The 14,528-nt window shown below is 73.3% G+C and carries 14 protein-coding genes; 5 read left to right on the top strand and 9 right to left on the bottom strand.

Annotated elements, in window-relative coordinates:
- The first annotated feature begins 3 nt into the window (after positions 1–3).
- Positions 4–1,410, top strand: coding sequence for a class II 3-deoxy-7-phosphoheptulonate synthase (locus AB0C03_RS12070; RefSeq protein ID WP_030337699.1), 1,407 nt, complete (start codon positions 4–6; stop codon positions 1,408–1,410).
- Between the two features lie 57 nt (positions 1,411–1,467).
- Positions 1,468–2,508: a threonine aldolase family protein gene (locus AB0C03_RS12065; RefSeq protein ID WP_051708873.1), complete on the top strand. Its 1,041-nt coding sequence runs from the start codon at positions 1,468–1,470 to the stop codon at positions 2,506–2,508.
- A gap of 153 nt (positions 2,509–2,661) precedes the next feature.
- On the opposite strand, the gene AB0C03_RS12060 is transcribed toward AB0C03_RS12065, so the two are convergent.
- Together AB0C03_RS12060 and pknB are read right to left on the bottom strand one after the other, a co-directional pair.
- Positions 2,662–3,528: a deoxyribonuclease IV gene (locus AB0C03_RS12060; RefSeq protein WP_030337697.1), complete on the bottom strand. Its 867-nt coding sequence runs from the start codon at positions 3,526–3,528 to the stop codon at positions 2,662–2,664.
- Entirely contained in the window at positions 3,528–5,516 is a 1,989-nt protein-coding gene (pknB, locus tag AB0C03_RS12055; RefSeq protein ID WP_030337696.1) for a Stk1 family PASTA domain-containing Ser/Thr kinase, read from the bottom strand. Before pknB ends, AB0C03_RS12060 begins: the two co-directional genes overlap by 1 nt.
- Before the next feature lie 188 nt (positions 5,517–5,704).
- Between pknB and AB0C03_RS12050 the strand changes: the two genes are divergently transcribed.
- Positions 5,705–6,094: an Rv2175c family DNA-binding protein gene (locus AB0C03_RS12050; RefSeq protein WP_030337695.1), complete on the top strand. Its 390-nt coding sequence runs from the start codon at positions 5,705–5,707 to the stop codon at positions 6,092–6,094.
- Between the two features lie 170 nt (positions 6,095–6,264).
- Here the strand turns inward: AB0C03_RS12050 and AB0C03_RS12045 are convergent, their stop codons facing one another.
- Positions 6,265–7,347, bottom strand: a complete 1,083-nt coding sequence (locus AB0C03_RS12045) for a polyprenyl synthetase family protein (protein WP_357636438.1) — start codon at positions 7,345–7,347, stop codon at positions 6,265–6,267.
- Positions 7,348–7,356: 9 nt separating this feature from the next.
- Positions 7,357–7,755 (bottom strand): helix-turn-helix domain-containing protein, encoded by a 399-nt coding sequence (locus AB0C03_RS12040; protein WP_051708666.1) that lies wholly within the window; start codon positions 7,753–7,755, stop codon positions 7,357–7,359.
- 307 nt (positions 7,756–8,062) lie between these two features.
- Between AB0C03_RS12040 and metF the strand changes: the two genes are divergently transcribed.
- Positions 8,063–8,980, top strand: a complete 918-nt coding sequence (gene metF, locus AB0C03_RS12035; RefSeq protein WP_030334570.1) for a methylenetetrahydrofolate reductase [NAD(P)H] — start codon at positions 8,063–8,065, stop codon at positions 8,978–8,980.
- Positions 8,981–9,024: 44 nt separating this feature from the next.
- Complete coding sequence (locus tag AB0C03_RS12030) at positions 9,025–9,714, top strand: CDP-alcohol phosphatidyltransferase family protein (protein WP_030334567.1); 690 nt, start codon at positions 9,025–9,027, stop codon at positions 9,712–9,714.
- 7 nt (positions 9,715–9,721) lie between these two features.
- Here the strand turns inward: AB0C03_RS12030 and AB0C03_RS12025 are convergent, their stop codons facing one another.
- Genes AB0C03_RS12025 through AB0C03_RS12005 form a run of 5 tightly spaced genes read right to left on the bottom strand, consistent with a single transcriptional unit; the run spans position 9,722 to position 14,523 of the window.
- A complete protein-coding gene (locus AB0C03_RS12025) occupies positions 9,722–11,209 on the bottom strand; it encodes a phytoene desaturase family protein (RefSeq protein WP_030334566.1) in 1,488 nt (495 codons plus the stop codon).
- Between the two features lie 11 nt (positions 11,210–11,220).
- Entirely contained in the window at positions 11,221–12,348 is a 1,128-nt protein-coding gene (locus AB0C03_RS12020) for a glycosyltransferase family 2 protein (protein ID WP_357636434.1), read from the bottom strand.
- Positions 12,345–13,223: a carotenoid biosynthesis protein gene (locus tag AB0C03_RS12015; protein WP_357636431.1), complete on the bottom strand. Its 879-nt coding sequence runs from the start codon at positions 13,221–13,223 to the stop codon at positions 12,345–12,347. The genes AB0C03_RS12020 and AB0C03_RS12015 overlap by 4 nt, the downstream gene beginning before the upstream one ends.
- A complete protein-coding gene (locus AB0C03_RS12010; RefSeq protein ID WP_030334560.1) occupies positions 13,220–13,771 on the bottom strand; it encodes a GNAT family N-acetyltransferase in 552 nt (183 codons plus the stop codon). The genes AB0C03_RS12015 and AB0C03_RS12010 overlap by 4 nt, the downstream gene beginning before the upstream one ends.
- On the bottom strand, positions 13,768–14,523 hold the full coding sequence (locus AB0C03_RS12005; protein ID WP_030334559.1) for a monooxygenase: 756 nt from the start codon (positions 14,521–14,523) through the stop codon (positions 13,768–13,770). The genes AB0C03_RS12010 and AB0C03_RS12005 overlap by 4 nt, the downstream gene beginning before the upstream one ends.
- Positions 14,524–14,528: the final 5 nt, after the last annotated feature.

Genomic DNA, 14,528 nt, shown 5'->3' with positions numbered 1-14,528 from the left:
GTCATGCGCCATGAGTGGCATCAGCTGAGCCATCCCGCGGTGGGCAGCCCGGGCCTGCAGACCAGCCGTCCGACAGTCGACTCCGCCGAGGACGCCGCGCTCGGCCTGGACCGATGGCGGGAGCTGCCCCGCGAGCAGGTTCCGCCGTGGTCCGACCCGACCGCCGTCGCCGCCGTCTGCAAGGTCCTCGACACCGTGCCGTCGGTCGTCGCGCCCTACGAGGTGGACCAGCTCCGGCAGAAGCTGGCCCTGGTCTGCGAGGGCAAGGCGTTCCTGTTGCAGGGCGGTGACTGCGCCGAGACGTTCGTCGACAACACCGAGAGCCACCTGCTGGCCAACGCCCGCACCCTGCTCCAGATGGCGATCGTGCTCACCTACGGCGCGTCACTGCCGGTGGTCAAGGTCGCCCGGGTCGCCGGGCAGTACACGAAGCCCCGCTCGCTGCCGACCGACGCCCGTGGGTTGCCCGCGTACCGCGGCGACATGATCAACTCGCTGGAGGCCGATCCGGCCGCCCGGGTCGCCGACCCGCAGCGCATGATCCGGGCGTACGCCAACTCGGCCGCGGCGATGAACATGCTCCGGGCGTACCTCGCCGGCGGGCTCGCCGACCTGCACGCCGTGCACGACTGGAACAAGGGCTTCGTGAAGAACTCCCCGGCGGGGGAGCGTTACGAGGCGATCGCCCGGGAGATCGACCGGGCGCTGGCCTTCATCCGGGCCTGCGGCATGACCGACGACGAGGCGCTGCGTACCGTCACGCTGTACTGCTCCCACGAGGCCCTCGCCCTGGAGTACGACCGCGCGCTCACCCGGGTCTCCGACCGGCGCGCCTACGGGCTCTCCGGGCACTTCCTCTGGATCGGCGAGCGCACCCGGCAGATCAACGGGGCGCACATCGACTTCATCTCCCGGATCGCCAACCCGATCGGGGTCAAGCTCGGCCCGACCACGTCCCCGGATGAGGCGATCGAGCTGTGCGAGAAGCTCAACCCGGACAACATCCCGGGCCGGCTCACCCTGATCAGCCGGATGGGCAACCACCGGGTACGCGACGCGCTGCCGCCGATCGTCGCCAAGGTCACCGCTGCCGGGGCCAAGGTGGTCTGGCAGTGCGACCCGATGCACGGCAACACGCACGAGTCGTCCAACGGCTACAAGACCCGGCACTTCGACCGCATCGTCGACGAGGTGCTCGGCTACTTCGAGGTGCACCGAGGGCTGGAGACCCACCCCGGTGGCCTGCACGTCGAGTTGACCGGCGAGGACGTCACCGAGTGCCTCGGTGGCGCCCAGGGCATCGAGGACCTCGACCTGCCCGACCGGTACGAAACCGCCTGCGACCCGCGACTGAACACCCAGCAGTCGTTGGAGTTGGCGTTCCTCGTGGCGGAGATGCTGCGTGGCTGATCTCGCGAGCCCCCGCATGGCTGAGCCTGCGAGCCCCGCAGTCGGCGAACCGAAGGGATGACAGTGGCTGATCTGTTCGTGGACCTGCGGTCCGACACGGTGACCCGACCCACCGCCGGGATGCGGGAGGCGATGGCCGCCGCCGAGGTCGGTGACGACGTGTACGGCGAGGACCCGAGCGTCAACGCGCTGGAGGCCGAGGTCGCCGCGTTGTTCGGGCACGAGGCGGCGCTGTTCGCCCCGAGCGGGTCGATGGCGAACCAGATCGCCCTGCAACTGTTGGTGTCGCCCGGCGACGAGTTGCTCTGCGACGCCGACGCGCACGTGGTCACGTACGAGATTGGTGCCGCGGCCGCGTACGGCGGAATCTCCTCGCGGACCTGGCCCGCGGTGGGCGCGGACATCGACCCGGAGGTGGTGGCCGGGATGATCCGGCCGGACGGCTACTTCGCCGTTCCCACCCGGGCGATCGCCGTCGAGCAGACCCACAACCGGGGCGGCGGTGGGGTGATTCCGCTGGCGACTCTGCGGGATCTGCGCGGGGTCGCCGACGAGGCGGGGGTCGCGCTGCACTGCGACGGCGCCCGGATCTGGCACGCGCACGTCGCCGACGGGGTGCCGCTGATCGAGTACGGCCGGCTCTTCGACACGTTGTCGGTGTGCCTCTCCAAGGGCCTCGGCGCGCCGGTCGGCTCGCTGGTGGTGGGCAGCGCCGAGAAGATCGAGCGTGCTCGGACGATCCGTAAGCGGATGGGCGGTGGCATGCGCCAGGCCGGCGTCCTCGCCGCCGCCGGTCGGTACGCGCTCGCGCAGCACATCGACCGGCTGGCCGACGACCACGCGAAGGCGGCCCGGCTCGCCGAGGCGGTCGCGCCGTTCGGTGTGCTGGCCACGACGGTCCGTACCAACCTGGTCGCGCTGGACCTCACCAAGCACACTCTGGACGCGCGGGCCCTGGCAGCCGCGGCACGGGCCGAGGGTGTCCTCATCTCGGTGCTCGGCCCCCGTACCGCCCGCCTGGTCACCCACCTGGGCGTCAGCGACGCGGACATCGACCGCGCCCTCGCGGCCCTACCCCGCATCCTGGCCAACGCCTAACCCCACCCAACCAACCCCCACCCCACCCCCCGCTCACCTCGGTGATCAAGAGGTTTGCGTCAGATTCCGGCCCCCGGATGACGCAAACCTCTTGATCAACCAGGTGGGGTTCCCGGTGGGAGCAGGTGGGGTTCCCGGTGGGTCAGGTGGGGGTTACTGGGGGGTCAGGCGGGTGAGGGTGGTGATGTCGGCGGCGTGGCCCACGTGCTTCTCGCTGGGGGTTTCCACGACGGTCGGGACGCCGGCGGTGGCCGGGTGGGCCATCAGCTCGGCGAAGGCCGGCTCACCGATGGTGCCCTTGCCGATGTTCTCGTGCCGATCCCGGGTGGAACCGCACAGATCCTTCGAGTCGTTGGCGTGGACCAGCCGCAGCCGGTCCGCACCGACAGTGGCCACCAGGGTGTCCAGGGTCGCCGTCATGCCGCCCTCGGCCGCCAGGTCGTGACCGGCCGCCCAGGCGTGGCAGGTGTCGAAGCAGACCCCGAGCATGGGGTGCCGGTCCACCGCGTCCAGGTAGGGCCCGAGCTGCTCCACCCGGGAGGCGAGTGACCGGCCTCCACCCGCGCTCGGCTCGACCAGCAACATCGGCCCGCCAGCGTCGGCGGTCCAGTCGAGCAACGGCAGCAACACCTCGCGAACCTGTCGCATCGCCGCCTCGGCGTGCCCCTCGTCCACCGAACTGCCCGCGTGGAACACCACCCCGCGCGCGCCGATCGCCACCCCCCGACGCAGCGCGTGCGCCAGCGTCTGGGCCGACTTCTCCACGGTGGCCGGGGTGGGCGAGCCGAGATTGACCAGCAGCGCGGCGTGGATGAACGCGGGAATGCCCCGCTCGGCGCAACCGTCGCGGAACAGGGCGTCCTGCCCGGGGTCGCCGTTGGGCAGTGCCCAGCCTCGCGAATTGGAGACGTAGACCTGCACCACCTGCGCACCCGTCACGTCGGCGTACGGCAGGGCGGCCTTCGCCAGCCCACCCGAGGTCGGAGTGTGCGTGCCCACCGGCCGCGAGATCGTCGGCATCAGAAGCACGTCAGGGTGACCGGGGTGCCCGGAGCCACCTGCTGGTTCTCGCCCGGGATCTGGATCCGGACCACGGCGTTCGGGTTGATCGCCACCGTCACCGGGAAGCCCTGGCCCTCCAGCGCCTGCTTGGCCTGCTGGCAGGGCAGGTCCACCACCCGCGGCATGGCGATCAGCGGCGGCCCCTTGCTGACGTCCAACTTGACCTGGGTGCCCTTCTCCACGCCGGCGCCATCGGCCGGGCTCTGCCCGAGGATCTCGTCCCTCGGTTTGTCGGAGTCCTTGTAGTTCTCCACCAGCACCAGGTTGAGCTGGGCCAGGGTCGTCCGGGCCTCGGTCAGGCTCTTGCCGACCAGGTTCGGCACCGTCACCGGCGCCCTGCCCCGGCTCAGAATGAGGGTGACCTTCGTCCCTGGCTTGACCTCGGCGCCCACCTTGGGGGAACTCTCCACCACGACGCCGGCCGGCAGGCTGTCGTCGTAGCGGGGGGTGCCCTTGGCCACCACCAGCTTCGCGTTGAGCAGGTCCGCCTCGGCGAGCTCGAACTCCTTGCCGATCACGTCCGGTACGGGGAAACGCTCCGGGCCCAGCGAGAGGGTCAGGGTGATCGTGCCACCCTTGACGATCTTGGTTGCGGACGCCGGATCCTGCCCCAGCACGCTGTCCTTCGGGGCCTTCTCGTCGAAGCGCGGCTCGGCGTACTCGAGGACGAGCCCAGCGCGGTCGGCCTGTGCCTGCGCCTCGGCCTTGCTCAGGCTCACCAGCTGCGGAGCGTCCGTGTAGCGACCGACGCCGAACCACCAACCACCGATCGCGGCCACCAGCCCCAGCGTCACCACCACGGCCGCGACGGCCAGTCGGCCACGCGGGTGGTTCAGCACCGTGGTGCGCAGCGCGGCGAGCCGGGCGCCCAGGCCCTCGGCGGGCTCCGGGGCGGCCCGACGCCGACCCGGCCCCTGGCTGCTGGCCCCCTCGGGCAGCCGTGCCCAGGACGGGCGGTTGGGCGGCTGGACCGTCGCGACCATCATGGTCGGCTGGGAGAGCAACGGTTCGTCGCTGACCGGGCGGAGCACGGCGGTGTGGCTGTTGGCGTCGCCCAGCCGATCCCGGGCAACCTGCACCTCGGCCAGCAGAGCGCCGGCGTCCGCGGGCCGGGCGCCGGGGTCACGCCGGGTGGCCCGCTGCACCAGGTCGTCGAGGACCGACGGCAGGCCCGGCACCAGCGTCGAGGGCGCCGGCACGTCCCGGTCGACGTGCTGCCAGGCGACGTCCACCGGGCGGTCCCCGTCGTACGGCACCCGGCCCGTGAGCATCTCGAACAGCACGATGCCGGCCGAGTAGACGTCGGTGCGCGGATCGGCGCGGCCCTCGGTGACCAGTTCCGGGGCGACGTACGCCACGGTGGCCATCAGTTGGTTGCCCTGCTCCTCGTCGGCGCTCGCCTCGACCGCCCGGGCCAACCCGAAGTCGGCCACCTTCACGACGCTGTCGACCAGGTTGGCGACGCCACCGGTGGGCGCCTCGGCGACCAGCACGTTCTCCGGTTTGACGTCGCGGTGTACGAGACCCGCCCGGTGCGCGGCGGCGATCGCGGCGAGCATCTGCTCGGTGATGGCCAGCGCCTCGTCCGGGTTGAGTCGGCGGCGCTCGGCCAGCACGTCGCGCAGCGTGCGGCCACGGACGTACTCCATCACCAGGTACGGCAGACCGGCGTGGGTGCCCTGGTCGTAGACCGCCACCACGTTCGGGTGGGTCAGCCGGGCGATCGTCTTCGCCTCGTCGGTGAACCGGGCCACGAAGTTGGCGATCCTGGCGCGCGCCTCGCTCGCCTGGGTCGGGTGAATGATCTTGACAGCGACGGTGCGCTCAAGGCGCTCGTCCGTGGCGGTGTACACGGTCGCCATGCCACCACGGGCCACGCGACCGCGAATGCGGTAGCGCCCGTCGATCAGCGAGCCCAGCAACGTGTCGGCGACCTGAGTGTCCATCGGCAGGGAGTCTATGTGTCCAGGGGGCTAAGGATGAACAGGATGCTACAGCCGTACGCCGGCCCGGGCCGTCCGGCCGCGCGGTGTGCCCCTTGTTCGCTGGTCAGGGGTGCTCACGAGAGCGGGTGCCGACGGGTCGCCCGGGGTGCCGGTGGCTCGTCGCGGCGGCGGCGTGGCAGGGTGGTCGGGTGACCGAACCCGTACCCGATCAGGCCGCGCCCGGCCTGGAGCTCGCCGGACCCACCGACCCGGCCGGCTGGTTGACCCTGCCCGACGTCGCGGAACGCCTCGACGTGTCGATCAGCAAGGTGCACCAGATGATCCGTGACCGGGAGCTGTTGGCGGTCCGCCGCGACGGCGTCCGCCGCATCCCGGCGGACCTGGTTGCCAACCAGACCGTGCTCAAGCACCTGCCCGGTGTGCTCAACCTGCTCGCCGACAACGGCTACGACGACGAGGCCGCCCTGCGCTGGCTCTACGAGCCGGACGACACCCTGCCCGGCTCCACCCCGGCCGCCGCCCTCTCCGGCGATCAGGCCCGCGAGGTAAAACGCCGAGCCCAAGCCCAAGGCTTCTAACCCCACCCTGCCCCCGCCCCACCCTGCCCCGCCCGGCCCCGCCCGGCCCCCACCCCGCTTCCCCCGAGTTGATCATGAGGTTAGCGGCGCGACACGCCGAGGCGGAGGTCGCTAACCTCATGATCAACCCTGGGGGTGGGGGCAGGGGCAGGTGGGGGTGGGGCAGGGGTTTAGTCGGTGCGGCGGGTTGCGGCTATGGCCAGGTCGACCAGGGCCTGGCGGGCCTCGGTGTCGAGGTCGACGGCGGTCAGCGCGGTCAGGGCGGCGTCGGTGAGTGTGGTGATCCGCTGTTCGGTGCGGGCCAGCGCCCCGCTCCCCGAGATCACCTCGCGGAGCAGGGTCACCCCCTGCTCGTCCAGCTCCTGGTCGCCGAGCCGGCCGAGCAGCAACTCGCGGCCCGCGTCGTCGGTGGCCTCCACCGCCGCCGCCACCAGATAGGTGCGTTTGCCCTCGCGCAGATCGTCGCCGGCCGGCTTGCCGGTCAGCACCGGGTCACCGAAAACCCCCAGCACGTCGTCGCGGAGCTGAAACGCCTCACCCAACGGCAGCCCGTACGCCGAGTAGGCCGCCCGCACGTCCTCGGGCGCGTCGGCCAGCGCGGCCCCGAGCAGCAACGGACGTTCGACGGTGTACTTCGCGGACTTGAACCGGGCGACCTTGCTGGCCCGTTGCACCGAGGTGTCCCCGGTGACCTGCGTCAGCACGTCGAGATACTGCCCGACGGTGACCTCGGTGCGCATCTCGTCGAAGACCGGCCGGGCCCGGGCCAACGCCCACAGGTCCAGACCCGCGGAGTGCAGCAGCTCATCGGACCAGACCAGGCAGAGGTCGCCGAGCAGGATGGCCGCGGCGTCGCCGAAACCGTCCGGGTCGCCGCCCCAGCCGGCCTCCCGGTGCCGGGTGGCGAACCTCCGGTGGACCGCGGGCTCGCCGCGACGGGTGTCGGAACGGTCCATCAGGTCGTCGTGAATCAGGGCGCTGGCCTGGACGAACTCCAGCGCGGCCAGGGCGGTGATCACCTGGTCGCTGTCCACCCCGCCGGCACCCCGGAACCCCCAGTACGCGAATGCCGGACGCAGCCGCTTGCCGCCACCGAGCACGAACGCCTCGATCGCCTCGGCCACCGGAATCAGCGCGTCGTCCACGGCGGCGAGCCGGACACGTTGGCCGGCCAGGAACTCGGTGAGAGCCTTGTCGACCCGCTCCCGCAGGCCGTTGCGGTCGACGGGGGAGACGGGAGCAGCGTGGGTCACGCCCCGACGCTAGCCGGTCGTCATCGTTCGTGCTCCACCGCCACGCGTGGTGCGGCCGGGACCCGTTCGCCCAGCCGGTCGTACGCCGCGCGGCGTGGCGCGTCCCGGCCCGGTGGCGCGGCCCGGCCCGGTGGCCCGCGTCGAGCCGGCCCGGCGGGTGGCAGCGGCGGCCTCGGCGAGCGTCACCAGCGGCACGTCCAGGACGACGGCGAGCCAGCCCAGCCAGAACCCGCCCGGCACGCGACGCTGGCGCTCCCACCGGGAGATCTCGTGCCGACTCAGCGTCGGCACCCCGGCGGCGGCGCACAACTCGGCGGCGGCTCGCTGCTGGCTCCAGCCCCGGGCCAGTCGGCACCGGGCCAGCAGCGGCCCGAGCTGCGTGCAGCGCGGCGAGGCGGGCGGGATCATGGGTCCTCCTGGCGGGAGTCGGTGCGGTGGCGCCCGACCCGCCCGACCGGACGGGACCGGCGTCATCGCTCGGTTGCTGACCCCCGCACGGGACCCCGGGGCCACCCCCGCCGCCCCTCCCGCACCGCCAATTTCTACCCCGGAGGTACGACGCCTTTCCGCCCGCCGGCTCGGCGCGGATCAGGCGACCTCGCCAACCAGGTGAGCGCCCGACCGACACCGGCCACCGGGTCGGCGGACCGGGCGGCGTCGGCCGCTGGATGGGAAGGGCCTGGGTCCTGTTGGCGTCGACCGCTAGAGTCGGAGCGTGGCGCTCGGTCTTCCCTCGACACTCCCCAATCCGCAGCCGGCGATCGGGGAGCTCATCCGTGAGCACCAGCCGACCTTCTCGTTCGAGTTCTTCCCGCCCAAGACCGAGGCGGGGGAGCTGCTGCTCTGGCAGGCCATCCGCGAGCTGGAGTCGCTGCGCCCGTCGTTCGTGTCGATCACGTACGGCGCGGGCGGCTCGACCCGGGACACCACCGTGGCGGTGACCGAGCGGATCGCCACCGAGACCACCCTGCTGCCGATGGCCCACCTGACCGCGGTCAACCACTCGGTCGCCGAGCTGCGGCACGTGGTCGGCCGGCTCGCCGGGGTGGGGGTGCGCAACGTGCTGGCCGTTCGGGGTGACCCTCCGGGCAACCCGAGCGGCGAGTGGATCCGCCACCCCGAGGGGGTGGACTACGCCGAGGACCTGGTCCGGTTGGTGCGTGACGCCGGTGACTTCAGCGTCGGCGTGGCGGCCTTCCCGTACAAGCACCCGCGCTCGCCCGACGTGGCCAGCGACACCGCCCAGTTCGTCCGTAAGTGTCGAGCCGGCGCGGAGTTCGCGATCACCCAGATGTTCTTCGACGCCGACGACTACCTGCGGTTACGCGACCGGGTGGCCGCCGCCGGCTGTGACACCCCGATCCTGGCCGGGGTGATGCCGGTGACCCAGATCGGCACCATCGAACGGTCCGTGCAGCTGTCCGGTGCGCCGTTCCCGCCGGCGTTGGCGGCCCGCTTCGAGCGCGTCGCCGACGACCCGGACGCCGTCCGCCGGCTCGGCATCGAGCAGGCCAGCGAGATGTGCCGCCGACTGCTGGACGAGGGCGTGCCGGGAATCCACTTCATCACCCTCAACCGGTCCACGGCGACCCGTGAGGTCTGGCAGAACCTGAAAGCCGGCGCGCGCGTGTGAACACTGCGCCTGCGACACCTGTTGCCCGGCGCGACGGTTGATCCGTGGTGGGCACACAGCTGAACTGGGATCAGTACGCCACGGCGTGGGCGCGACTGCACGGCGGGTTCGACCCTCGGGTCGCGGCGCCGGTGGTGCGTGCCTGGCTGCGATTCGCGTACCACGTCGGATATGTGCTGGGCCGACTGCGGGTCAGCCCCACCGCGGTCACCGTGGCCGGAGTGCTGCTCTGCTTCTGCGTACCGTTGCTGGTGAGCCGGCCGGGGGACGGGCCGTTCCTCGGTGCGCTGTTCGTGCTGCTCGCCGCCGTGGCGGACAGCGTGGACGGTGCGGTGGCGGTCGCCACCGGCCGCACCACCCGGTTGGGCTACGTCTACGACTCGGTCGCCGATCGGCTCGGTGAGGTGGCGTGGCTGCTGGCGTTCTGGCTGGTGGGCGCACCAGGTGGGCTGGTCGTCGCGGGCGGCGCGTTGTCCTGGCTGCACGAGTACGTCCGGGCGCGGGCGGTCGCCGCCGGTATGCGGGAGATCGGTGCGGTGACAGTGGGCGAACGCCCCACCCGGGTCTCGGTGGCGCTGGCCGGCTTGCTGGTCGCCGGGCTGGCCGGGCTGATCGAGCCGGACCTGGCCGCCGGCACCATCACCATGGCGACAGCGGTCTGGGTGCTGCTGGCCGGGTTCGGCCTGGGGCAACTGCTCTCCAGCATCCGGCGCGCCCTGCTCGACGCCGATTGAGCACGGTCTACCAGGCGGGGCCGATCTCGTCGGCGACGATCTGCGCGGAGAGGGTCACCATCGGCAACCCGCCGCCCGGGTGGGTGGAGCCACCCACCAGCCACAGCCCGTTCGCCGGGCCCCGGTTGGCCGGGCGGAGCAGCCCACCGGCGGTGCCGTAGATCGAGCCACCTGGCGCGCCGGTCGCCACGTCCAGGTCGGCGGGGGTACGGATCTCACGGAACAGCAACCGGTCGCGGACGTCCACACCGCGCCGCGCCAGCACGTCCAGGATCCGGTCGGCGTACGCGTCGGCCAGCCCCGGACGTCGCCAGTCGACAGCTCCCGCCGCGGTGCCCTGCCGAGCGGCGTTGACCAGCACGAACCACGCCTCGTGTCCGGCGGGGCGGACCATCGGGTCGTCGGCCACCGTGACGAACACCGTCGGGTCGGCCGCCGGCCGGGCCCGCACCCCGCGCCCGGGGTCACCGAAGACCGCGTCGAACTCGGCGTCGTAGTCGTCGGGGAAGAAGACGTTGTGGTGGGCCAGCCCGGTGCTGCCGGAGACGCCGAGCAGCAACACGAAACCGGCGAGGCTGCGGTCGGTCAGCGCGGCCAGCCGACCCGGGTGCGGCAGCAGGTCACGGTAGACGGTGATCGCGTCCACGTTGGCCACCACCACGTCGGCGGGCACCGGGGCGGCGACTCCGGCGAGGCGTACCCCGTGCACCCGGCCGCCGGTGGCGTCGATCCGGGTGACAGTGGCGTCGGTCTGCACGACCACGCCGAGGTCCAGGCAACGGGTCAGCAGCGCGTCGGCGAGCGTGCCCAGCCCGCCGCGCAGGTACCAGCCACCGAAGGCCAACTCGGCGTAGGGGACCGCGACCAGCGCCGCGGGTGCCCGACGTGGGTCGGCGCCGGTGTAGGTGGCGTACCGGTCCAGCATCATCCGCAGCCGCGGGTCGGACAGGTGCCGGCGGCCCAGGCCGCGCAGGGTGCGGCCCGGGGCGATGGCGGCCAGGTCGCCGACGCGCCAGGCCAGCGACGCGAGGTCGCGGGGGGAGTCGACGGTACGGCGCAGGATGTCCCGCGAGGAGGCGTTCCACACCCGAGCGGCCCGACGCCACAACCGCTGCCAGTCGGCCGCCGCCCGGTCGCCGAAGGCGGCGCCGATCCGGCTGGCGAACTCCACCGGGTCGGCGCACGAGTCCAGTGCCGGGCCGCCGCCGGGGAAGACGTGCCGGACGATCGGGTCCAGGCCGACCAGGTCCAGGTACTCGTCGAGCTTCGCCCCGGTCGCCTCGAACAGGTCGTGGAAGACCTCGGGCAGGGTGAGCAGGCTCGGCCCGGTGTCGAAGTGGAACGACCCGGCCGGTGTGTCGTGCGCGTACCGGCCGAGCTTGCCGCCGACCGTGTCGGCCCGCTCGAAGACGGTCACCTGGTGCCCGGTGGCGGCCAGCCGGGCGGCGGTGGCGAGGCCACCCACCCCGGCGCCGACGACCACGATCCGCGCCATACCGCGTCCTCCTAGCTGACCGGGCGACCCCGCCAGGTCAGGCGGCGTCGCTTTCGCAGATGGTACGACCGCACTGTCAGCCAACCGAGGACCACGACCGACACGGGGTGTGCGAGCGCGTCGGGCCACCATCGGCCACCTGTCGCGCGGGCGGTGAGCACCCGCCCGGCCACCCCCAGCAGGTAGCCGGCCAGGCCCACGGCGGCCACCCCGGGCGCGCCGGCCACCACGCCAGCCAGCGCCACCAGTGGCGGGGCGGTGTAGAGCAGCAGCAGCGCCGCCACCACGGCCGCCGCCGCGCCCGGGTGCCCGAACGACGCCCAGAGCGACTTCGAGTACCCGTCGCGCAGTTGCGGCCAGTCGTCGTACATCCGGCAGGTGGCCAGCCGGGAGCCGTCGGCCAGGGCGATCCGCCCGCCGGCCCGCTTGACCGCCCGGGCCAGCTCGACATCCTCCAGGATCCGGTCGGCGACCGCGGCGTGCCCGCCGGCGGCGGTGTAGCCGGCCCGGTCCACCACCAGGAACTGCCCGCCCGCCGCGGCCAGCGACGGCCGCGGTGAGCGTTCCATCGCGCGCAGCGGCAGGAAGGTGAGCCAGAGCCACTGCAACAGCGGCTGCACCAACCGGTCGGCCGCCGTCGCCACCACGATCCGGGGGTACGGCGACAGCAACGTCACCCGGGCGGCGCGCAACTCGGTGACGGCCGCGGCCACGGCGTGCGGGGCGAGCACCACGTCGGCGTCGACGAAGACCAGCGCGGTGGCGTCCGGGTCGGCCCGGGTGGCCAGCTGCCAGCAGGCGTGCGGCTTGCCCAGCCAGCCCGGCGGCGGGGCGACGCCGCTGAGCAGCGTGACCCGGGGGTCGTCGCCGACCACCGCGCGGACCACGTCGGCGGTGCCATCGGTGGACCCGTCGTCGAGGACCACGATGCGCAGCCCGGGTACGCCGCGTTGGGCGAGCAGGGCGCGCAGGCAGGGTGTGACCCGGGTGGCCTCGTCGCGCAGCGGCAGCAGCACGGCCACCGGCTCGTCGACGGCGTCCGGCCGGTCGGTGGGCCGGCGCAGCCACCGGGCGGCGTTGAGCCAGGTGTGTCCGGTCAACGCGGCGACGGCGATCAGCAGGCCGAGCAGGACGGTCATCGGGTCGCGTCGACGCCGGGGCGGTGCGGCTGGTGGGCCTCCCGACCGGGGTCACCGCCCCGGTGGGCACGTAGGAAGGTCACCGTGAGCGGTACGGCGGTCACCGCCATGCCGGCGGCGCCCCAGAGCGCCGATGCGGGCAGGTCGAGGAAGACCGCGTGGGCCAGGATGCTGGAGAAGTACGTCCACAGGTACAGCGCGACCATCGGGTGGTCCCGCCGGTCGGTGTGTTCGACGGCCCGGCCGGCCAGCGGGCGCAGCGCGCTCATCATCAGCACCGCGAAGAGCAGCCAGCCCAGGTAGTTGCTGACCGGGATGCCGGCCAGGCCGGGCAACGCCGGGGTGGCGTCGCGCCAGACCCAGTAGCCCTCGGCCACCATCTGCGGGTCCAGGAAGAGGTCCCAGGCGGCCAGCCCCACAGTGGCCAGCGCGATCCGCCCCACCCACCGCCCCACCGTCGACCCGCTGCCGCCGGCGGTCAGTGCGCCGCCGTCGGCCGTTGCGGCGTTGCCGCCGGTCAGTCGGACCGCTGCCAGCCACGCCGGCCAGGCCATCCAGGTCCAGGCCAGCGGAATGATCAGTGGCACCCCGGCCAGCTTGGGGCCCAGCTCCCCGGAGTAGTCGTAGCTGCCGAACGGCACGCCGGTGGCCACCCCGATCGCCTCGATCGCGAACCCGCCGCCGGTGGCCACCGCGACCAGCGCCGCCGCCACCCGTGGGCCCCGGCTGAGCAGCGCGTGGCCGACCGAGAGCAGCCAGCCGAGGACGACGGTGGCCACGGTGAGCCCGGCCCGGGTGTCGCCGGTGGTGAGCGGGTAGCAGATCTGGGCGAGCACCAGGACGGCGAGCAGTGTCCAGGAGATCCGTCGGGTCATGACGCCGGCGGGTCGAGCGGCAGATCCCGACCGAGCACACCGAACGGCCGCTCGTCGCCGGGGAAGTGGAAGTCGCGCAGCACGTCGACGAAGCCGAACCGTCGGTACAGCCGCCAGGCCCGCGAGGTCTGCTCGTCAGCCTCCGGGGTGGACAGCAGCGTGGTGTCGCCCTCCGCCATGCCGAGCAGGGCGCGCAGCTGACCGGTGCCCAGGCCGTGCCCCTGCGCCGGTGGCCGGACGTGCAGCTCGACCACCTCGAAGCAGTGGGTGAGCCAGCGCGTACGGGTCGGGGCGTCCAGCGCGCGGTGCACCTGGTCGTGCCACCACTGACCGGAGGCGCCCAGATAGCCGTAGCCGAAGCCGGCGAGGTGCCCCTCGCTGGTCAGGCTGGCGACCGCCCGGAAACCCGGCCGGCGAACGTGGGTGGCGATGTAACCGCGCCGGGCCTCCAGCAGGTCGGTGCGGTATCCCATCGCCTCGCCGTAGACGGCCACCACGTCGTCCAGCCGCCGGACGAGATCGTCCGGCGTCCAGCGCACCAACCTCATGCCCGTCCACCCTTCACCGTTTCCGGGCCACCATCGGCGGCCCACCCGAGCACCGACCGGTCGCCGACCACGTCGCGCACCTCGAACCGGGCGAACAGCTCCTCGGCGTACCAGCCCGCGGTGGGGGTTCGCATGATCGCCGCCCGATGCTCCGGGTGACGGTACGCGAACGCCACCAGGTCCGTCGGGTCGCGCCACACGCTCACCGTGCCCTGCCAGCCCAACGGTGCCTCGCCGACCCCGAACCGGGCCAGCAGCCCGGGCGCGTCGCGCAGGGCGGCGGCCACCGGTGGGATCGCCCGCCAGAAGGTGGCGGCCCGGCGGGCCCGCAGCCGGGCCCGGGTCAGTGCCAGCACCGGGCCGGTGACCCGGCCGCCCGACGGGTCACCGAACGGCCGCTGGCCGGACCACTCGCCCCGGCTGGTCAGTGGGCGCAGGTCGATCCGGGCCTGGGCGTGGGCGATGCGTGCCCAGGCCCGTCCGACCGACGAGTCGTCGAAGTCGGCCGCCGCGGCGGGGGAGTCCCAGACGGTCAGCGCCGCCCACCGGGTCAGGTCGGCGTCCCTCGGCCCGAAGTCGGTGCCGGTCCCGGTGCCCAGCAGCTTGCCGAACCGGGCGCCCGGGAGGGCGCGCAGCCGGCGTGGGTCCAGCGCCATCCGGGTCAGCGCCCGGGGCAGCGCGCCGCGGGAGGTCCGCCACACGTGCAGCGTGACCAGCTCCGGGACCGCGCTGCCGGACTGGTTGGTCAGCACGCTCC

Origin of the sequence: Micromonospora parva, assembly GCF_040649675.1 — a bacterium.
In the GTDB taxonomy this organism is placed as follows: Bacteria; Actinomycetota; Actinomycetes; order Mycobacteriales; family Micromonosporaceae; genus Micromonospora; species Micromonospora parva.
Note: the sequence above shows the minus strand (reverse complement) of the source record. Positions and strands in the feature narration are given on the sequence as shown.

Coding starts and splice junctions, on each gene's coding strand:
- AB0C03_RS12020 (WP_357636434.1), bottom strand. CDS start 12,348: ATGACCGTCCTGCTCGGCCTGCTGATCGCCGTCGCCGCGTTGACCGGA.
- AB0C03_RS12015 (WP_357636431.1), bottom strand. CDS start 13,223: ATGACCCGACGGATCTCCTGGACACTGCTCGCCGTCCTGGTGCTCGCC.
- AB0C03_RS12070 (WP_030337699.1), top strand. CDS start 4: ATGCGCCATGAGTGGCATCAGCTGAGCCATCCCGCGGTGGGCAGCCCG.
- AB0C03_RS12025 (WP_030334566.1), bottom strand. CDS start 11,209: ATGGCGCGGATCGTGGTCGTCGGCGCCGGGGTGGGTGGCCTCGCCACC.
- AB0C03_RS12010 (WP_030334560.1), bottom strand. CDS start 13,771: ATGAGGTTGGTGCGCTGGACGCCGGACGATCTCGTCCGGCGGCTGGAC.
- AB0C03_RS12065 (WP_051708873.1), top strand. CDS start 1,468: ATGACAGTGGCTGATCTGTTCGTGGACCTGCGGTCCGACACGGTGACC.
- pknB (WP_030337696.1), bottom strand. CDS start 5,516: ATGGACACTCAGGTCGCCGACACGTTGCTGGGCTCGCTGATCGACGGG.
- AB0C03_RS12060 (WP_030337697.1), bottom strand. CDS start 3,528: ATGCCGACGATCTCGCGGCCGGTGGGCACGCACACTCCGACCTCGGGT.
- AB0C03_RS12040 (WP_051708666.1), bottom strand. CDS start 7,755: ATGATCCCGCCCGCCTCGCCGCGCTGCACGCAGCTCGGGCCGCTGCTG.